This window comes from Gordonia oleivorans (assembly GCF_040044975.1).
Taxonomy (GTDB): domain Bacteria; phylum Actinomycetota; class Actinomycetes; order Mycobacteriales; family Mycobacteriaceae; genus Gordonia; species Gordonia oleivorans.
The window spans coordinates 93,518-113,751 of record NZ_JBDZDI010000002.1 but is presented as its reverse complement, the minus strand read 5'-3'; the positions used below and the strand labels follow the sequence as shown (position 1 = coordinate 113,751).

The 20,234-nt window shown below is 67.7% G+C and carries 14 protein-coding genes; 5 read left to right on the top strand and 9 right to left on the bottom strand.

Annotation, left to right across the window (positions count from 1 at the left end; translation table 11 throughout):
* The first annotated feature begins 74 nt into the window (after positions 1-74).
* Complete coding sequence (pepN, locus tag ABLE92_RS03970) at positions 75-2,657, top strand: aminopeptidase N (RefSeq protein WP_348803338.1); 2,583 nt, start codon at positions 75-77, stop codon at positions 2,655-2,657.
* Between the two features lie 37 nt (positions 2,658-2,694).
* On the opposite strand, the gene ABLE92_RS03965 is transcribed toward pepN, so the two are convergent.
* Positions 2,695-3,390, bottom strand: a complete 696-nt coding sequence (locus tag ABLE92_RS03965; RefSeq protein ID WP_348803337.1) for a response regulator — start codon at positions 3,388-3,390, stop codon at positions 2,695-2,697.
* On the bottom strand, positions 3,387-4,982 hold the full coding sequence (locus ABLE92_RS03960) for a sensor histidine kinase (protein ID WP_348803336.1): 1,596 nt from the start codon (positions 4,980-4,982) through the stop codon (positions 3,387-3,389). The genes ABLE92_RS03965 and ABLE92_RS03960 overlap by 4 nt, the downstream gene beginning before the upstream one ends.
* A gap of 182 nt (positions 4,983-5,164) precedes the next feature.
* Here ABLE92_RS03960 and ABLE92_RS03955 point away from each other — a divergent pair, with 182 nt between their 5' ends.
* Complete coding sequence (locus tag ABLE92_RS03955; protein ID WP_348803335.1) at positions 5,165-6,595, top strand: cation:dicarboxylate symporter family transporter; 1,431 nt, start codon at positions 5,165-5,167, stop codon at positions 6,593-6,595.
* A gap of 79 nt (positions 6,596-6,674) precedes the next feature.
* Here the strand turns inward: ABLE92_RS03955 and ABLE92_RS03950 are convergent, their stop codons facing one another.
* The 3 genes from ABLE92_RS03950 to ABLE92_RS03940 form a co-directional block, all read right to left on the bottom strand.
* Complete coding sequence (locus ABLE92_RS03950) at positions 6,675-7,169, bottom strand: DUF5130 domain-containing protein (protein WP_425476144.1); 495 nt, start codon at positions 7,167-7,169, stop codon at positions 6,675-6,677.
* Positions 7,156-7,404, bottom strand: a complete 249-nt coding sequence (ctaJ, locus tag ABLE92_RS03945; protein ID WP_348803333.1) for an aa3-type cytochrome oxidase subunit CtaJ — start codon at positions 7,402-7,404, stop codon at positions 7,156-7,158. The genes ABLE92_RS03950 and ctaJ overlap by 14 nt, the downstream gene beginning before the upstream one ends.
* A 132-nt stretch (positions 7,405-7,536) precedes the next feature.
* Positions 7,537-8,073: an HNH endonuclease gene (locus tag ABLE92_RS03940; RefSeq protein WP_348803897.1), complete on the bottom strand. Its 537-nt coding sequence runs from the start codon at positions 8,071-8,073 to the stop codon at positions 7,537-7,539.
* Positions 8,074-8,335: 262 nt separating this feature from the next.
* On the opposite strand from ABLE92_RS03940, the gene ABLE92_RS03935 reads away from it, so the two are divergent.
* Together ABLE92_RS03935 and ABLE92_RS03930 are read left to right on the top strand one after the other, a co-directional pair.
* On the top strand, positions 8,336-8,752 hold the full coding sequence (locus ABLE92_RS03935) for a globin (RefSeq protein ID WP_348803332.1): 417 nt from the start codon (positions 8,336-8,338) through the stop codon (positions 8,750-8,752).
* A gap of 486 nt (positions 8,753-9,238) precedes the next feature.
* Positions 9,239-10,996, top strand: coding sequence for a glycoside hydrolase family 13 protein (locus ABLE92_RS03930; protein WP_425476147.1), 1,758 nt, complete (start codon positions 9,239-9,241; stop codon positions 10,994-10,996).
* Positions 10,997-11,008: 12 nt separating this feature from the next.
* Here the strand turns inward: ABLE92_RS03930 and ABLE92_RS03925 are convergent, their stop codons facing one another.
* The 4 genes from ABLE92_RS03925 to ettA form a co-directional block, all read right to left on the bottom strand.
* Positions 11,009-11,704: a DUF8010 domain-containing protein gene (locus tag ABLE92_RS03925; RefSeq protein WP_348803330.1), complete on the bottom strand. Its 696-nt coding sequence runs from the start codon at positions 11,702-11,704 to the stop codon at positions 11,009-11,011.
* Positions 11,705-11,714: 10 nt separating this feature from the next.
* On the bottom strand, positions 11,715-12,170 hold the full coding sequence (locus tag ABLE92_RS03920; RefSeq protein WP_348803896.1) for an acyl-CoA thioesterase: 456 nt from the start codon (positions 12,168-12,170) through the stop codon (positions 11,715-11,717).
* A 5-nt stretch (positions 12,171-12,175) separates the two neighbouring features.
* Positions 12,176-16,987 (bottom strand): NAD-glutamate dehydrogenase, encoded by a 4,812-nt coding sequence (locus ABLE92_RS03915; RefSeq protein ID WP_496560764.1) that lies wholly within the window; start codon positions 16,985-16,987, stop codon positions 12,176-12,178.
* Positions 16,988-17,179: 192 nt separating this feature from the next.
* Positions 17,180-18,853 carry an energy-dependent translational throttle protein EttA gene (gene ettA / locus ABLE92_RS03910; RefSeq protein ID WP_348803328.1) on the bottom strand — a complete coding sequence of 558 codons (1,674 nt, stop codon included), beginning with the start codon at positions 18,851-18,853 and terminating at the stop codon, positions 17,180-17,182.
* 230 nt (positions 18,854-19,083) lie between these two features.
* Here ettA and ABLE92_RS03905 point away from each other — a divergent pair, with 230 nt between their 5' ends.
* Positions 19,084-19,911: an alpha/beta fold hydrolase gene (locus tag ABLE92_RS03905; RefSeq protein WP_348803327.1), complete on the top strand. Its 828-nt coding sequence runs from the start codon at positions 19,084-19,086 to the stop codon at positions 19,909-19,911.
* The last annotated feature ends 323 nt before the right edge of the window (positions 19,912-20,234 follow it).

Genomic DNA, 20,234 nt, shown 5'->3' with positions numbered 1-20,234 from the left:
CGGGGTGTGCCCGCTGATTCCGCCGGCACCGACCGTACCCCGGACACGACGGGTGGATGGCTAAGCTGGCCACTGTGACTGCTCCGAATCTGACGCGTGATGCGGCCCGCGAGCGTGCCGCCACCGTGACCGTCTCCCACTACGGCATCGACCTCGATCTGACCGACGGCAACGGGGCCCCCGGCTCCACCACCTTCCGGTCGTCCACCACCGTGACCTTCACCGCCACCGCGGGATCCTCGACCGTCATCGACCTGGTGGCACCGAACCTGATCTCGGCCACCCTCAACGGCACCGAGCTCGACGTGTCCGACTTCGACGAATCGGTCGGCATCGCGTTGCCGGATCTGGCCGCCGACAACGAACTGGTCGTCGTCGCCGACTGCGCCTACTCCAACACCGGTGAGGGTCTGCACCGCTTCGTCGACCCCACCGACGACTCGGTGTATCTGTATTCGCAGTTCGAAACCGCGGACGCCAAGCGCATGTTCGCCTGTTTCGACCAGCCCGACCTCAAGGCCACCTACACCTTGACGGTGACCGCGCCGGAGGACTGGAAGGTCATCTCCAACGCCGCAGTGGTCAACGATCTGGTGGCCGAACCGGGCATCCACCGTTTCCGCGAGACACCGACGATGAGCACCTATCTGGTGGCCCTCATCGCCGGGCCGTACGCGGAGTGGACCGACACCTACAGTGACGAGCACGGCGACATCCCGCTGGGCATCTACTGCCGCGCATCGCTGGCCGAGTTCATGGATCCGGAGCGGCTGTTCACCGAGACCAAGCAAGGATTTGCGTTCTACCACAAGAACTTCGGCATCCCGTACGCCTTCGACAAGTACGACCAGCTGTTCGTGCCCGAGTTCAACGCCGGTGCGATGGAGAATGCCGGCGCGGTGACCTTCCTCGAGGACTACGTGTTCCGGTCCCGGGTCACCAAGTACCTCTACGAGCGTCGCGCCGAGACCGTGCTGCACGAGATGGCCCACATGTGGTTCGGCGACCTGGTCACCATGACCTGGTGGGATGACCTGTGGCTCAACGAGTCCTTCGCCACCTTCGCCTCGGTCCTGTGCCAGGCCGAGGCCACCGAATACGAGAGTGCGTGGACCACCTTCGCCAACGTCGAGAAGTCCTGGGCCTACCGCCAGGATCAGTTGCCCTCCACACACCCGGTGGCCGCCGACATCCCCGACATCGCCGCGGTCGAGGTGAACTTCGACGGCATCACCTACGCCAAGGGCGCCTCGGTACTCAAACAGCTCGTCGCCTACGTGGGCCTCGAGGATTTCCTCGCCGGCCTGCGCGACTACTTCACCGCCCACAAGTTCGGTAACGCCACCTTCTCGGATCTGCTTGCCGCGCTGGAGAAGTCGTCGGGACGCGACCTGTCCGACTGGGGTGACCAGTGGCTGCGCACCACCGGGATCAACGTCATCCGACCGGATTTCGAGCTCGACGACGACGGCGCGTTCACCCGGTTCACCATCGTCCAGGACGGTGCCGCACCCGGCGCCGGTGAGACCCGTGTGCACCGCCTGCGGGTCGGCGTCTACGACGATGACGGCTCCGGCGCGCTGGTGCGCACCCACAGTGCCGAACTCGACGTCGAGGGCGAACGCACCGATGTCGCCGACCTGGTGGGCGTGCCCCGCGGCGCGCTGATCCTGCTCAACGACGACGACCTCACCTACGCCTCGATCCGGCTGGACGAGCAGTCCCTGGCGACCGCCACCGCACGGATCGGCGACATCACCGACTCCATGCCGCGCACGCTGGTGTGGTCGGCGGCCTGGGAGATGACCCGTCAGGCCGAGATGCGCGCCCGGGACTTCGTCGAACTCGTCGAACGCGGCATCGCGTCCGAGACGGAGATCGGTGTGGTGCAACGCGTTCTGCTGCAGGCGACCACCGCCATCGACGCCTACGCGGATCCGGCGTGGGCGGCCACCACCGGCCGTCCCGGATTCAGCGCCCGACTGCTCGAATTGGCCAAGGGCGCCGAGGCCGGCTCCGATCACCAGCTGGCCTTCGTCAACACCCTGCTCACCTGCCGGGTCAACGACGATCAGACGCAGATGCTGCAGTCGTTGCTCGACGGCGACGACCCCGCCGACTACGACCTGCCCGGACTGACCGTCGACACGGATCTGCGCTGGAAGATCGTGATCGCCCTGGCCACCGCCGGTGCCATCGACACCGATCCGGATTCGACGCCGGTCATCGACGCCGAGGCCGACCGCGACAACACCGCCGCCGGCGCCCGTCAGGCCGCTACCGCGCGGGCGGCCCGGCCGCTGCCGGAGGCCAAGGCCGACGCCTGGGCTCAGGCCATCGACGACGACACGGCCTCCAACATCTACACCCGTGCGGTCGTCGCCGGATTCGCCCGCCCGGGTCAGGACGGCCTCCTCGACGACTACGTGGCGAAGTACTTCGACGCCGCGCCGGGCGTCTGGTCACGCCGCTCGAGCGAGGTCGCCCAGACGGTGGTGGTCGGTCTGTATCCGTCGTGGGACATCAGCGCCGACGCACTGACGGCGGCCGAGGAGTTCCTGGCCGGCGACCATCCGTCGGCACTCAAGCGCCTGATCTCCGAAGGCCGTGCGGGAGTAGAACGTTCCCTGAAGGCCCGCGAGTTCGACGCGAGCTGAGTTCGACCCGAGATCGGCGACATCGTGTGGCGGGTGCTCACCGCACCCGCCACACGTATCGGACCTGCGGCCGACCGGTGCGCCCGTATTCGGTGACCCGGTCCACGGTGCCGTCGTCGGCCAGATGCTCCAGGTAGCGCCAAGCCGTCACCCGCGAACTACCCACGCCCGCAGCGACTTCCGATGCGGTGAGTCCGGCGGCGCTGTCGCGCACCGCACGTGCGACGGCATCCTCGGTGTCGGGTGCGCGTCCCTTCGCGGCGGTCCGCCGGTCGCCGACGGTGCGCAGTTGCGCCAGCGCCTGGTCGACCTCCCGTTGGCTCACCGCGTCCCCGTGTCCGGACAGCGCTGCGCGGTAGCCGAGATACTGGGTGAGCTTCTCCTTGAACGCCGCGTAGGTGAACGGCTTGATGAGGTAGAGCAGCACTCCGTGACCCATCGCGCTGCGCACCGAGTCGAGATCGCGGGCGGCGGTGATCGCGATGATGTCGGGTGCCGGGCGGATACCGCCCAGAGCGGCGGCGAGGTCGACGCCACGCGCGTCGGGGAGCCCCAGATCCAGCAACACCAGGTCGATCGGTGCACCGGTCGCGGCCGCCCCGGTGGCCCGCCGCAGTGCGTCCTGCGCGGTGCGACACTCGGCGATCACCTCGAATCCACCGACGCGGGACAGGTATTCGCGATGTCCGGCGGCGATCAGGGGTTCGTCCTCGACGATCATCACCGCGATCACGACCCCACCCCCACGGCGGGTGCGGCGGCCGACCCGATCTCCACGGTGACCACCGACCCATAGGTGTTCTCGGCGACGATCACCCCGTCATGGCCGGCGACGACCTGGGCCACCAGCGCCAGCCCGATCCCCCGGCCGGCCTCGTCACCGCCGGCCTTGGTCGAGTAGCCGCGTTGCTGCGCCCGGGCGAAGACGTCGGGCGACATCCCACCGCCGGAATCGGCCACCACGATGCGCAGACCACCGGCGTCGCCGCGTACGGTCACCTCGACCCACGGATCCTCCGGATCGCACGCGTCGAGTGCGTTGTCCACCAGGTTGCCCACCACCGTGATCATCTCCGCCGGCGAGAGTCGTTGTGTGGCACCATCATCGACCATCGAGTCCTCGGTGAGGGCGAACGCGATACCCCGTTCGGCGGCCTGCGCCGACTTTCCGAGCAGCAGCGCCGCCAGGGTCGGTTCGGCGACGGCGTCGGTGATCCGGTCGACGAGATGCTGTGACACCTCCAGGCTTTCGGTGGCCAGCCGCACGGCCTCCTCGGTTCGGCCCATCTCGATCAACGCGACCATGGTGTGCAACCGATTCCCCGATTCGTGTGCCTGCGAGCGCAGCGCCTCGGCGAAGCGCGTCATCGAATCGAGTTCTCCCACCGCCTCGGACAACTCGGTGCGATCCCGGATGGTGACCACCGCACCGTCATCGCGACCGGGCACGGGTGCGCGGTTGACCACCAACACGCGACCGTTCGCGGCGTACAGGGTGTCGCGCAGCGGTTCGTGGCCGCCGGTGAGGAACGACGGAATATCCACCGCGGCATCACCATCGGCCGGTTCACGGCCCCCGCGCCCGTCGCCCAGCAGCCGGTGGGCCTCGTCGTTGACCAGGACCGGTTTCCCACCCTCGAGGACGATGAGGCCCTCGTGGACGGCGTGCAGCACCGCGTCGTGGTGGTCGTACATCACCCGCAACTCCGACGGCGCCAATCCGCCTGTGTGGCGCAGTAATCGGCGGCGGATGGCCCACAGTCCGATCAGTGCGATCACCAGCGCGGCGATCCCGATGGTGGCGATGAGCGGGAGCTGCGACACCCAGTCCTCGGTGAGCGTGGACTGGGTGATCCCGACGGCGACCAGCCCGACCACCTTCCCACCGGCGTCGCGCACCGGCGCGACGGTGCGGATCGACGGACCGAGCGTGCCGGTGTAGGTCTCGGTGTAGATCTCCCCGCGCAGCGACGGCTCGGTGGTGCCGATATAGCGCTGCCCGATGAGCGACGGGGTGGTGTGGGTGAAGCGGCGACCCGTGGTGTCCATGATCGTGATGAACGCGACGCCGGTGGCGCGTCGGATCTGCTCGGTGACCGGCTGCAGGGTGGCGGTGGGATCGGCCGAGCTCAGTGCCGCCGCGGTCCAGGGCGCGTCGGCCAGACTGACCGCCACCGCGCTCACCTCCTCGCGCGCGGCGCGGTTGGCGTCGGCGCGGGCGTCGACGGCGGCCAGCACGCTGCCGCACACCACGATGGCCACCACCACCGCCACCTGCAGGGCCACCGCCTGCCCGGCCAGGGAGCGCGGCATCAGCCTGCTCATCGTCGCATCACCTCTTTCTCCGGACGTGTGCCGGTGATCGCCAGCCAGTGTGCTCCGCGTCCGGTGATGTGTGCCACTGAACGAAATGAACTCAAGGGTGACCGGCATCACCGGGTCATCGAACAATTCTTACCCAGCACCTCCTCGCATCGGCGGGGGCGGAGGAACGAAAGGCAGTCGAGATGACCATCAGAGCGAAGGCGGCGGGCACCGCCGATTTCCCGGCGTCCCCCTCGGGGAAGAAGCGCGATCGCACGCATTGGCTCTACATCGCGGTGATCGTCGCGGTGATCGCCGGTGTGGCGGTGGGCCTGATCTGGCCGGAACTCGGCAAGGATCTCGGCGTCCTCGGGACGATGTTCGTCAGCCTGATCAAGATGATGATCGCGCCGGTGATCTTCTGCACCATCGTGCTGGGGATCGGCTCGGTACGGAAGGCGGCCACCGTCGGCAAGGTCGGCGGACTCGCCTTCGTCTACTTCCTGGCGATGTCGACCGTCGCCCTGGCGATCGGTCTGGTGGTCGGCAACATCATCAAACCCGGTGAGGGCCTGAACATCTCGTCGGTGGCGGGCAAGGGCGCCGAGCTGGCCGAGCAGGCGCACGAATCCGGCGGCACGATGGCCTTCATCGAGGGCATCATCCCGACCTCGATGCTGTCGGCACTCACCGAGGGCAGCGTCCTGCAGGCCCTGTTCGTCGCACTGCTCGTCGGATTCGCCATCCAGGCCATGGGTCGCAGCGGTGAGCCGGTCCTGACCGCGGTGTCGTACTTCCAGAAGCTGGTGTTCAAGGTGCTGACCATGGTGCTGTGGGTCGCCCCGATCGGCGCGTTCGGCGCGATCGCGAGCGTGGTCGGTCAGACCGGATGGGCGGCCGTCGGTCAGCTGCTGGTGCTCATGGTCGCGTTCTACCTGACCTGCCTGGTGTTCGTGTTCGGGGTGCTCGGCGTGCTGCTGCGCACCGTCGCCGGCGTGTCCATCTTCCGCCTGGTGCGCTACCTGGCCCGGGAGTACATCCTGATCTTCGCGACCTCGTCGTCGGAATCCGCACTCCCCCGCCTCATCGCCAAGATGGAGCACCTCGGCGTGCAGAAGACCACCGTGGGCGTCGTCGTCCCGACCGGGTACTCGTTCAACCTGGACGGCACCGCGATCTATCTGACGATGGCCTCGCTGTTCATCGCCGACGCCATGGGTGATCCGCTGTCGATCCCCGAGCAGCTCGGACTGCTGGCGTTCATGATCATCGCGTCCAAGGGCGCCGCCGGCGTCAGCGGCGCGGGCCTGGCCACCCTCGCCGGCGGTCTGCAGGCACACCGTCCGGAGATGCTCGACGGTGTCGGGCTGATCGTGGGTATCGACCGGTTCATGTCCGAGGCGCGGGCGGTCACCAACTTCTCCGGCAACGCCGTGGCCACCCTGTTGGTCGGATCGTGGACGAAGACCGTCGACAAGGACCGCGTCGACGAGGTGCTCTCCGGCCGTGCCCCGTTCAACGAATCCGACATGGTGGACGGAGACGACACCATCGGCTCGGCCGACGACGATCCGATCGATCAGCGGCCGGACGCCGGCGCACAGGCCACCGAGAAGGTCCTGGTCACTCACTGATCACCCATCGCCCACAACGACGTCGGCCGCTCATCCACCAGGGATGAGCGGCCGACGTGAGGTTGTGTCGGGGACGTCGCTACTGGTTTGCGGCCGCCGTGGCGATCACATGCAGTGCCGAGACCAGACCGTCGATGAGGTTGCCGGACCGGAGGCTGCCGATCGCGGCGGTGACGCCGAGTTGGGCGACCCGGTCATTGACGCGGTCGGCGACCCGGGCACCGGACACCACGACCACATCGTGCGAATTCGGCGACACCGCGATGAGTGCACCGTTGGCCGGTTCCGGGGCCTGCGCGAGGACCGCGCGGGCGTCGGCGACCGCGTCGGAGCCGAGATCACCGATGTACACCGAGAAACGCACCATTGCCTTCTCGCTGGCGGCCTTCAGCGCATCGTCGAGGTCGATGAGGTCGGCCTGACTGAACGGCGGGGTGCTCGGGGACTGACCGGGGAAACGGGTCGACGACACGCGTCCGCTGTTGGTGATCACCGTTCCCATCGGGAGCGCGGTGGACGGGGAGAGCTTGACGCCCCCCTCGGTCCCTGCCTGGGTTACCTCACCACTTGCCACTGGCCGAGCCTCCATCCACATCGGTCGCTTCTGCATGGTGCGGGAGAGCCATCGGCTCGATCTCGGTCGCGCTGAACAGCAACGGATCTCGCGTCCACGGCTGATCGAGCGTGTACTCCTGCACCTTCGGGTACTTCAGGCCGTTCGAGAACACCATCGAGATGACACAGAGAACCACCATCACGACGCAAACGACCGTGACGACGACTCCGATGCCGACCATCGCGCTATCCATGACATCCTTTCGATCGGTGTCCGGGGGCTGCCGGTAGGCGACCCGCCCAGCAGGTCGTGTGATCAATCTAGCCCACGACGACACTCACGTCCCAGTGGGGCCTACAACGCGTCGTAGACAATTTCGCGGGACTCAGGCGGCGCCCACATCGATGTAGCGCGCCCAGGCCGGATCGATCTCCTTGACGGTCGCCAGCAATCGCCAATGCCGCCCCTTGGGCGCCACGAGTGGGGTGTGCAGGGTCCATCCCAACTCGCTGAGCAGATGGTCGGCCTTGCGATGGTTGCAGCCGGCACAGCAGGCCACGCAGTTCTCCCAGGTGTGGCCGCCCCCGCGACTGCGCGGCAGGACGTGATCGATGGTGGTCGCCTTGGCGCCGCAGTAGCCGCAGCGGAACCGGTCGCGATGCATCAGCGCGGCGCGCGTCATCGGGATGGTCGCCCGGTACGGCACCCGCACATAGGTCCGCAGGCGGATCACCGACGGCACCGCGACGGCGGTGTCGGCCGAATGCACGGCCAGTCCGGGGGCCGCGGCGTGAACGACGTCGGCACGCTCACGCAGGATGAGGACGATCGCGCGGCGCAGCGAGACCGCGGTCAGCGGCTCGTAGGTCGCGTTGAGCAGCAGCACCCGTCGGCGGCCCCAGATCCCGGGGGTCGAACGCATCGAAGCGGTGTCCGGGACTGCCGTGCCCACGGCCGCATCCGCACCGAGCACCTCGGGTCGTCGGGGCACCTCGGGTCGTCGGGGCACCTCGGGTCGTCGGGGCACCTCGGGTCGTCGGGTCGCGTGCAGCATCGTCACATCGCGAACCTGCCGTGGACTTCTGCGTGTCATAGCCGTCTCCCGTGCGCGCACCGGTCGCGTCAAGTGGACCACGTCGAACGCGCTCGTGCACTCCCAATCGGGAGTGAGGGACAATGGACGGGTGAGTGCACAGCAGCCCGCCCAAGCACCCGACCAACGCTCCTTCTACGACGAGGTCGGTGGCGCCGAGACCTTCGAACGCCTGACCCACGCGTTCTACGCCGAGGTCGCCAAGGACGACATTCTCCGGCCGATGTACCCCGAGGCGGATCTCGGGCCGGCCGAACGACGTCTGCGGATGTTTCTCGAGCAGTACTGGGGCGGTCCCCGCACCTATTCGGAGGAACGAGGCCACCCACGGCTGCGGATGCGTCATCATCCGTACACCATCGGCCCGATCCAGCGCGATGCCTGGCTGCGCTGCATGCACATCGCGATCGCCTCGATCGACTCCGACACCCTCGACGACGCGCACCGCCGGGCCCTCGTCGACTACATGGAGATGGCCGCGCAGTCGATGGTGAACTCGCCGTTCTGAGTGCGCCCGGAGGGCATCGGCCCGACGCGACACGCCCGGGCAGCGACGCGCCGCACCAACCTCAATTCCTCACTGAAATCACAGGTGGTGCACAATTGCGACGTGAGCGATGAGACATCGAGCGCCGACTCGTCCGACCCCGATCATCCCGTATCGGATATCGAGAATGGTTCGGCCGCGCCGTCGGAAGAGCCGGGCGGGCCGGCAGCCACCACACCCTCCGGTGATGCCGTCGTCGGGCACGAGGGTGCCGGGCAGGATGTCGACGCGGACGCCGAGGTCGGCGAGGACGTAGCTCCCACCGAACCCGCGGTCGGCTCTGCGGCAACCGATGACACCCCGCCGGCCGATGACGAGGTGGCCGAGGTGGCCGACGATGAGGCATCCGACGACGAGGCTGTTGACGACGAGGCCGGTGACGACGTCACGGCAGTCCACGCCGATCCCGCCGAGAGCGTCGCACCTGCGGAAGACGTCACACCCGAGATCTCGGACGCCGAGATCCCCGACACCGGCGCCCCCGACACCGACGTCTCCGACACCGAGACCCCGGAGACCGATTCCGAACCGGAACAGGAACCGGCCGTGGCCGCAGTCGCCGATCAGGTGGTGGTGCCGCAACTCGATCCCGCCGACACCACCTGGTGGCAGTCGGCGGTGTTCTATCAGATCTATCCACGGTCGTTCTCCGACCTCGACGGCGACGGCGTCGGCGATCTCGCGGGCGTGATCGACAAACTCGGTTATCTCGAGTTGCTCGGTGTGGATGCGATCTGGCTGAGCCCGATCATGCGCTCCCCCATGGCCGATCACGGTTACGACGTCTCCGACCCGCGCGACATCGATCCGCTGTTCGGTGATCTCGCCGACTTCGACGATCTCATCGACGAGGCACACGACCGGGGCATCCGCGTCACCATGGACCTGGTCCCCAACCACACCAGCGACCGGCACGCATGGTTCACCGCGGCGTTGGCCGCCGCACCCGGCAGCCCCGAGCGGGCCCGCTACATCTTCCGCGACGGCGTGGGCGAGGGCGGCGATCAGCCACCCAACAACTGGCGCAGCGTCTTCGGCGGGCCGGCCTGGACCCGGGTCACCGAGGCCGACGGCAGTCCCGGGCAGTGGTATCTGCACGTCTTCGCCGCCGAGCAACCGGACCTGAACTGGGAGAATCCCGAGGTCTTCGCCGATCTCGAACGGACGCTGAGGTTCTGGCTCGACCGTGGCGTCGACGGGTTCCGCATCGACGTCGCGCACGGCATGGCCAAGCCCGAGGATCTTCCCGACATGGACCTGGAGTCGGTCGGCCTGTTGAGCAACAGCGACGACGACCCGCGCTTCAACAACTATGCGGTGCACGACATCCACCGCAAGATCCGCACGGTGATCGACGAGTACCCGGGCGCGGCGAATGTCGGTGAGATCTGGGTCGAGGACAACGAGCGATTCGCCGAGTATCTGCGGCCCGACGAGCTGCACCTGGGATTCAATTTCCGGCTCGCGAAGGCCGAGTTCACCGCCGAATCGGTACGTGATGCCATCGAGAACTCCCTCGATGCGGTGTTGTCGGTATCGGGTACCCCCACCTGGACACTGTCGAATCACGACGTCGAGCGTGAGGTGTCCCGCTATGCCCGCATCGATCAACGTGGAGACGATCAGGGCGGGGACGATTCGCCCATCGACCTCGCCGTCGGATCGGCGCGCGCCCGCGCCATGGCGATGGTCGAATTGGCCTTGCCCGGAACGGTGTTCATCTACAACGGCGCCGAACTCGGGCTGCCCAACGCCGATCTCCCCGACGAGGCCCTGCAGGATCCGGTGTGGGAACGGTCGGGTCACACCGAGCGTGGCCGCGACGGGTGCCGGGTGCCGATTCCCTGGGAGGGCACCGAACCGCCGTTCGGATTCAGCTCGTCACCGCAGACCTGGTTGCCGATGCCCGAGTCGTGGGCACCGTTCACCGTCGAACGTGAACTCGAAGACATCTCGTCGACGCTGTCGCTGTATCGGCAGGCGATCGAATTGCGGTATCAGCGACCGGAATTCGCCGGCGACACCGTCGAGTGGTACGGCGCCCCGGACGGCTGTCTGGCGTTCCGGCGGTCGGAGGGACGACTGGTGTGCGCGCTGAACACCACCGCCGACCCGGTTCCCCTGCCACCCGGTGAGGTGATCCTGGTGAGTGCACCACTGGTCGACGGGTACCTGGCACCGAATTCCGCCGCCTGGCTGGTCTGAGCTCCGCGTCTCTCAGCGCACCATCACATCGAGGTCGCGGTGGCGGCGCTGGTACACCGCGCCGTAACGGGCATCGATCCGAATCCAGGCCGCGGACATACGAATTCGGATGGGTTCGGCCGGGTCGACGGCCTCGACGTCGGAGTTCTCGGTGATCGCCCGGCCGTCGGCGTCACGCACGAACCCCATGGCGGTCAGGGCGAACAGCGACCGCATCGACACCGCGGCCGTCAGGTTGCCGTCGGCGGAGGCCACCTCCAGGACCGGCTGGTCGAGCAGCCCGGTCGCCGGCCCGTGGGCGCTGCCCTCCTCCCGCGCCACGCGCGCACCGTCGCGGGCCAGTTCCACCACCGCGCGGGCGGGCACATCGTCGACGTGCCGGTAGCCGGTTTGTAGGGGCAGTGCGCCGCGCCATGCCGAGTCGAACGGCATGCCGGGGTCCACCGCGGTCCCGGGTTCGGCCTGGGTCAACGCCTGTCGCAGCGTCGACGCATCGCATACCAGGTCGCGGGGCGCCATCCGGCCGAAGACCGCGCGGGTCACCAGCACCTCGAATCCGGTGTGCGACCACATTCCGATGAGCCCGTCGGGGCGTACCGACAGCCGCGTCACCGCCGACTCGTCGAGTCGGCTCGCCCGTGCCAGGAAGGCCACCGCGTCGGCCTTGTCCTCGGCCCGGTCCAGGGAGAGGAACCGTTCCGGATTCACTCGGCGCCCGTCACGATCCCGCCGTCACGACGAAGGACTCCAGGTACTCCCGTTCGGCGGGGGTCAACCGGCGCAGGCGCTGCCCGTCGACGTCGAATGCGACGAGCTGGGTGGAGGCGATCACCGCCGGTTTGTCGGTCGGTGACGCCCCGTGGGGGCGCACCTCGTAGGCCACGGTGAAGTCCACGGCGCGGACCTTCTCCACCCGCATCGTCACCACGATCGGTCCTTCGTCGTGGCGCAGCTGGGATTGGTACTTGACGTGCAGGTCGGCCACCACGCACCCGCGACGCAGATCCGCGGTGGGTCGTTCGTCGTAGAACAGCCACGGAATCCGGGCCTCCTCCAGCAACGTCACGATCCGGGCATGGTTGATGTGGGCGAACACATCCATGTCCGACCACCGCACCGGCACCTTGACCACGTAGCCGTTCGCGGTGGCGGTTCCCTCGTCCTCAAAGCTCATATTGGTCACCGGATCACGCTACGGAGTTGCCGCGCGGCCACCGACAGGGTGGCCAGGTCGAGGTTGCCCGCCTCCTCGATCTCGGTGAGCATCGCCCGGACCCGGGACAGCCGCGACGAGAAGGACCGCTCCCACTCGGAGATCTTCACCGCCGCACGCTCCTCGGGTTCGCTGACCTCGAGGATCTTCAGGGTCAGGGCGCGTAGCGCGCCATGCATGTCGTCGCGGAGAGCCAAGCGCGCCAACGCATGCCAGCGGTCGCCGTAGTCGAGGTTGCTAACCGCGGTGAGCAACTCCTCCAACCCGAAATGCTCCATCACCGCGAAGTACAGTTCACCGACCTCGACGGGATCACGGTCGGCGATCTCGGCGGCGTCGACGATGTCGAGCAGGCAGAAGCGGTGCAGGCTGATGGCCACCTCGTGTGCCAGATCCGGGGGCACACCCAGCGACCGGTAGTGCTCGACGCGATCGTCGACGTCGGTGGCCGATCCGCGCCCGAACCAGCTGTCCAGCAACGCCGACAGCGTGGCGACCCGTTCGGAGTACCGGGTCACCTCCGCGGCCATCGCCAGCGGCTGCGGGCGGAAGGCCAGCAACCACCGGGACCCGCGGAACAGCAGTCGCCGCGCGTACATCATCATCTCGTCGATCGCTTCGATGCTCGCGGCGCAATCCTGAACCCGGGCAAGGAGATCGGCCATCCCGAACACCTGGTCGGCGACGACGAATGCCCGCACCACCTCGTCGGTTCCGGCGCCGGTCGCCTCACTCAGGCGGAACAGGTGGGTGATCCCGGCCCGGTCGACCACGTCGTTGACCAGAACCGTCGTCACGATCTGACGGCGCAGGCGATAATCGCGGATACCGTCGGCGAACTGCCGGCGCAGCGCCACCGGGAAGTAGCCGTCGAGTTGTGCGTCGAACACGTCGTTGTCGGGTAGGTCGCTGGCCAGCAGGTCATCCTTGGCGGCCAGCTTCACGTGGGCCATCAGGGTCGCCAACTCGGGCGAGGTCAATCCACGATGGATATCCGAGGTGTGGCGCTTGTGCAGGGTGACCGGATCGGGCAGCGCCTCCAGCTTCAGGTTGACCCCTCGATGCGCCAGTTGCGCGAGCAGCCGTCCGTGGACGTCGACGCGTTCGGTGGAGTATGCGCGACCGAAGCCCAATTCCGCGTTCTGCGAGATGTTGTCGGCCAGAACCAGTGCGGAGACCTCGTCGGTCATCGACTCGAGCAACGGGTTACGCGCCTGCGAGTCGAGGTCCCCCGACGACACCGCGGCGTCGAGGAGGATCTTGATGTTCACCTCGTGATCGGAGCAGTCGACACCGGCGGAGTTGTCCATCGCGTCGGTGTTGACCCGGCCGCCCGCCAGATCGAACTCGATGCGGCCTCGTTCGGTGACTCCGAGATTGCCACCCTCGCCGATCACCTTGGCGCGCAGTTGTTCTCCGGTGACCCGGATGGCGTCGTTGGCCTTGTCCCCCACCTCTGCGTCGGATTCGGTGGACGCCCGCACATAGGTCCCGATGCCACCGTTCCAGAGCAGGTCGACGGGGGCGAGCAGCACCGCCCGGATCAGATCCGGCGGCGACAATGCCGTCACATCGTCGGAAAGGCCGAGCGCCGAACGCATCTCGGCGCTCACCGGGATGGACTTGCGTTCCCGTGACCAGACTCCGCCGCCGGGACTGATCAGCGTGGCGTCGTAATCGGCCCACGACGAGCGCGGCAACGCGAACAACCGGGCCCGCTCGGCATACGACATGGCGGCGTCCGGGGTGGGATCGATGAACACATGCCGGTGATCGAACGCGGCGACCAACCGGATGTGCTCACTGAGCAGCATGCCGTTACCGAAGACGTCCCCGCTCATGTCGCCGATCCCGGCGACGGTGAATTCCTCTGCCTGGGTGTCGATTCCCATCTCCCGGAAATGCCGTTTGACCGATTCCCAGGCGCCGCGCGCGGTGATGCCCATCGCCTTGTGGTCATAACCGGCCGAGCCGCCCGAGGCGAAGGCGTCGCCGAGCCAGAAGCCGTAATCACCGGCCACCCCGTTGGCGATGTCGGAGAACGACGCGGTGCCCTTGTCCGCGGCCACCACGAGATACGGATCGTCGCCGTCGCGCCGCACCACCGAGCGGGCCGCGATGATCTCGCCGGTGGCCCGGTCGATGTTGTCGGTGACATCGAGGAGCCCGGAGATGAACCTGCGGTAGCACTCGATTCCCTCGGCCCGCAACGCATCCCGGTCCGCGGCCGGGTCACCGGTCGGGGCCGGCGGCCGCGCCAGCACGAAACCTCCCTTGGCCCCGAGCGGCACGATCACCGCGTTCTTCACCGCCTGCGCCTTGACCAGACCCAGGATCTCCGTGCGGAAATCCTCACGCCGGTCCGACCACCGCAAACCACCGCGGGCGACCGACCCGAACCGCAGATGCACGCCCTCGACCCGCGGCGAATACACCCAGATCTCGTGCAGCGGACGGGGTTCGGGCGCCTGCGGGATGTCACGCGGACGCAGTTTGAACGACATCACCGGACGGTGCCCACCGGACGTCGCCGGGTCGGACTCCACCTGCGGTCCGCCCGTCACATAGAAATTGGTCCGGTCGGTCGCGGTGACGACGGAGGTGAAGGCGGAGACGATCCGGTCGGCGTCGAGCGACAGGACCTCGCCGACCGCCTCGTGCAGGGCCGCCAGCACCGTCTCACGTCGTGCCGGGTCGCTCACGGCCGGGTCGAACGACACCTCGAACAGGTCGACCAGGCCGCGCGTGACATCGCGGTAGCGCCCCAGAGTTGCGGCGACATGCGTTGTGCTGTAAGCGAATCCGCACTGGCGCAGGTAACGCCCGTAGGCCCGCAGCATGGCCGCCGAACGCCAGGTCAGCCCGCACCGCATGATCAACTCGTTGTAGGCGTCGACCTCGGCATTACGACGCCAGATTTGGGTGAAGGCCTCGGTGAACCGCTGCGGGAGATCCTCGGCGGTCGCCATGTCGACCGACATCCCCGGGGCGAGCGCGACCGCGAACTCGTAGACATGACAGTCCGCACCGTCGGGACGGACCAGTTGGTAGGGGTGCTCGTCGATGACGTCGAGCCCCAGACTGTGCAGCACCGGCAGCACATCGGTCAGCGTCGCCGACTCACCGCACAGATAGAGTGTGAAATCCCAACGCGGAGCGGCGGAATCATCCTGCGAACGCCCCTTCAGGGTGACGGCCAGATCACCGGGGGCCAATCCGACCACCTGCGCGAGGTCGGCGACACCCGCGGTCGGCGCACGCTGATCCTTGTAGTCGTCGGGCAGCGAGCTGATCAGTCGCAGCATCGCGTCGGTGTCGACCCGCGCCGATGGTCCCGGAACCGCCGAGGTCACCCCGTCCGAGGCGGTGATCAGTTCACGGACACGTTCGTCCCAGCTCCGCACGGCCTCGGCGAGGGCCGCCTGCATGCGTTGTTGCACCTCGCTGCCGATGTCGACCGATCCCCAGGAGCGGGCCACCTCGGGGTCCACCCGGACCATCACCTGCAGTTGGGCCAGGGGACGCTCACTGACCCGCGCGGAGTACTCCAGGTCGGAGGCCTCGAGTATCCGGGTCACCTCCGATTGCAGGGCGAGTCGTGATGCGGTGTTGTAGCGGTCGCGTGGCAGGTAGATCAGGGCGGTGGCGGCCTGCCCGCCCGGGTTGACGCGCAGGAAGACACGCAACGACCGGGTGGCCACCGCGTCGAGCATGTCGTCGACGCGTCGACTCAGTTCCGACGTCGAATCCTGGAACATCTCCACCAGGGGGTAGTTCTGCAGCAGTTCGACCATGGTGCGCCCGGCATAGGAATCCTCGTCGACCCCGGCCCGCCGGACCACCTCGTGCACCTTCGCGCGCAACGCCGGAACATCGAGCACCGTCTGATGCAGGCCCGAGGAGGTGAACACCCCGAGGAACCGGTGTTCGCCGGTCGGGGTGCCGTCGGCGTCGGCGGTCGGCAACTGGATGAGGATCGGATAGTTGGACCGCTGGATCCCCGTCTCGACGAACACCCGGGAGATCCGCGGTGCCGGCCGAGCCCCGTCGGCGAGGGGGAAACTGGGATCGACGTCGTCGGCCCGATAGATGCCCAGCCGCTCCTCGACACCGCCGCGCGCGGTGATCCGCTCATACCCCAATGTGACGAAGTGATTGCCCGCCAACCAGTCGAAGAGATCGGAGTACTCGCGCCGGTCGATGTCGGCGGTCGCAACGCCCGCACCATCGGGCATCGACACGCAGTCGGCACCACACCCCGTCAGCCGCTCCCGCATCGCCGGCGCATCCTCGTCGACGTCCACGACGATGCCGATGACGCGCTTCAGTTGCGCGGCGAGAGCGTCGTCGTCAACCGACGCCCGGCCCGGCAACGCCGACACCGAGATCCACGACTCCGCCCGGCCGTGCGCGTGGTCACCGATGTCGGTCAGAGTGCCCGCCGGGTCGCGGGTCACCGCGATGATCGGGTGATCGATCCGGCCGACGGTCAGACCCTGCCCCTCCAGGGTCGCCAGGACCGCCTCGACCAACAGTGGCATGTCGTCGTTGATCACCACGATCTCGGTGCCGCCGGAACCGCCGGTGACCACGTCGATGATCGACTGCCCGACGCCACGCACGGCGGCGACCTGCACGTGGGTCCGGATTCGGTCAACCTCGCCGGGGTCCAGCGTCGCCGGATCCAGGTGGGAGCGGCTGCGCCCACCGGCCTCGTCGATCGCACCGACCGATGTCGCCAGGTAGCAGGGAATGACTTGCGGCAGAAGCGAAGTCACATCCGTCAACGATGATCACCCTCTCATGGACGCGCCCTTTCACAGACGCTTCGACACACACCGGTCCATCCGCGAGCCTAGTGCCATCGGGGCGGCCACGGCAGTCATCCACGGCACAAACACACTCGCCGCCCGGGAAGCCCGGACGGCGAGTGAGGTGACGTCGCAGTGACGTGTTGTGGTGGCGCGAACTCAGTCGCGGGTGAGCTTGCGGTGGGTCACCCGGTGCGGACGGGCCGCGTCGGCGCCGAGGCGGTCGACCTTGTTGGCCTCATACGCCTCGAAGTTGCCCTCGAACCAGAACCACTTGCCCTCCTCGACGTTGCCCTCCCACGCCAGGATGTGGGTACAGGTGCGGTCCAGGAACCAGCGGTCGTGGGAGATGACCACCGCACAGCCGGGGAACTGTTCGAGCGCGTTCTCCAGCGAGCTCAGGGTCTCCACGTCGAGGTCGTTGGTCGGCTCGTCGAGCAGGATCAGGTTGCCGCCCTCTTTCAGGGTCAGCGCCAGGTTCAGCCGGTTGCGTTCACCACCGGAGAGCACCTCGGAGCGCTTCTGCTGATCCGGGCCCTTGAAGCCGAACGCCGAGACGTATGCCCGCGACGGCATCTCGTTCTGGCCGACCTCGATGTAGTCGAGTCCGTCGGAGACGACCTCCCACACCGACTTCTTGGGGTCGATGTTCGCGCGACCCTGGTCGACATAGCTGAGCTTGACGGTGTCGCCGACCTTGACGGTGCCCGAATCCGGCTCCTCGAGTCCGACGATCGTCTTGAACAGCGTCGTCTTACCCACGCCGTTGGGACCGATGACGCCGACGATGCCGTTGCGCGGCAGGGTGAACGAGAGGTCCTTGATCAGCACGCGCCCGTCGAAGCCCTTGTCGAGGTGGGAGACGTCGACCACCACGTCACCGAGGCGCGGCGGCGTGGGGATCTGGATCTCCTCGAAGTCGAGCTTGCGCGTCTTCTCCGCCTCGGCGGCCATCTCCTCGTAGCGGGCCAGACGCGCCTTGTTCTTGGTCTGGCGGGCTTTGGCACCCGAACGCACCCAGGCGAGCTCTTCCTTGAGGCGCTTCTGCAGCTTCTGGTCCTTCTTGCCCTGGACCTCGAGTCGCTCGGCCTTCTTCTCCAGGTAGGTGGAGTAGTTGCCCTGATACGGGATCAGCTTGCCGCGGTCGACCTCGCAGATCCATTCCGCGACGTGGTCGAGGAAGTAGCGGTCGTGGGTCACGGCCAGGACGGCGCCGGGGTAGCTCGCGAGGAACTGCTCGAGCCACAGCACGCTCTCGGCGTCGAGGTGGTTGGTCGGCTCGTCGAGCAGCAGCAGATCCGGCTTGGACAGCAGCAGCTTGCACAGCGCGACACGACGCCGTTCACCACCGGAGAGGTGGGTGACCGGCGCGTCGCCGGGCGGGCAGCGCAGCGCGTCCATCGCCTGCTCGAGCTGGGAATCCATGTCCCAGGCGTCGGCGTTGTCGAGATCCTCCTGGAGTTTGCCCATCTCCTCCATGAGTTCGTCGGAGTAGTCGGTGGCGAGCAGTTCGGCGATCTCGTTGAAGCGGTCGAGCTTCACCTTGATCTCGCCCATCCCCTCCTCGACGTTCTCCTTGACCGTCTTCTCCTCGTTGAGGGGCGGCTCCTGCAGCAGGATGCCGACGGTGGCGTCGGGATCGAGGAAGGCCTCACCGTTGGACGGCTGATCGATGCCGGCCATGATCTTCAGGATCGACGACTTACCCGCGCCGTTGGGGCCCACGACGCCGATCTTGGCGCCGGGGAAGAACGACATGGTGACATCGTCGAGGATGACCTTGTCGCCGTGCGCCTTGCGCACCTTCTTCATCGTGTATATGAACTCAGCCACACCTAATCCCTACTGACCTGGTTTGTTGTCGTCGCGCATGGTGGGAGGACCAGCGCGTCCGGGCACGTAGCGAACGAACCGGACGCGGTCGCATCCCGAAACACCCGTCAATCCTAGCGGGGACGAGGTCGGCCGCTGGGAGGCCACTGATCAGCGGACGCAGCACCCTGAGTCCTGGACACCGTCCTCGTGCCCTGTTACCTGTGGAGTCATTCCGAGGACGGGGGCCAATGATGTCGATGATTCGGGCCGGGGCGGGCGAACCGGTACTGCTGCTACACGGATTCAGCTTGTCGCATCACATGTGGCACGCCGTCGTCGACGACCTCGCGGCCGACCACGACGTCGCGGCGATCACCATGCCCGGACACTGGGGAGGACCCCGGCTGCGCCTGCGTGACGTGGGCGTCGCCGGACTGGCCGACGGCATCGAACGTGAGCTCGACGCGATTGGCTGGGACACCTGCCACGTGGTCGGCTGTTCCCTCGGTGGGCAACTCGCCTTCGAACTCGAACGGCGGGGCCGCGCCCGCTCCCTCGCACCGATCAACCCGGCCGGGGGCTGGAAACGGTTCTCCATGACCGAGTTCCGACTCGGACTCGGATTCATCGGCCAGTTCCCGCTCGCCGCGGTGGCACGCCTGCGCGGTGATCGGGCGGCGCGAAGTGAACGTTTCCAGCGGCCGATCATCCGCAATTGCAGCACCGACGTCACCGCCGTGTCCGCCGACGACGCGACGAACGTCGTGCGCGCGGTCTCGCACTGCCCGATCTACCTGCCGATGCAGCTGGCCTGTCTGCGCGACGGCCCACTCACCGACGACGACATCCGGGCTGTCACCGCGCCGATGACCCTCATCCTGTCGGAGTTCGACACCTTCCTCACCCGCGACGGCTGCATGCGACGGCTCCTCGACGGGCTGCCCGATCACGTGGAGGAGGTCGTCCTCCCCGGTGTCGGCCACATCCCGACGCTGGAGAATCCCGCGCTGGTCGCCGAGGCGGTGCGCGACCACGTGCGCAGGGCGACAACGCTCACCGCCCCAGCGTTCCGCTGAACGCTCACCGACCCGGCGTTCCGCTGAACGCTCACCGCCCCGGCGTTCCGCTGAACGCTCACCGCCCCGGCGTTCCGCTGAACGCTCACCGCCCCGGCGTTCCGCCGAACGCTCACCGACCCAGCGTTCCGCCGAACGCTCACCGCCCCAGCGTTCCGCCGAACGCTCACCGACCCAGCGTTCCGCCGAACGCTCACCGCCCCAGCGTTCCGCCGAACGCTCACCGACCCAGCGTTCCGCCGAACGCTCACCGACCCAGCGTTCCGCCGAACGCTCACCGACCCAGCGTTCCGCCGAACGCTCACCGACCCAGCGTTCCGCCG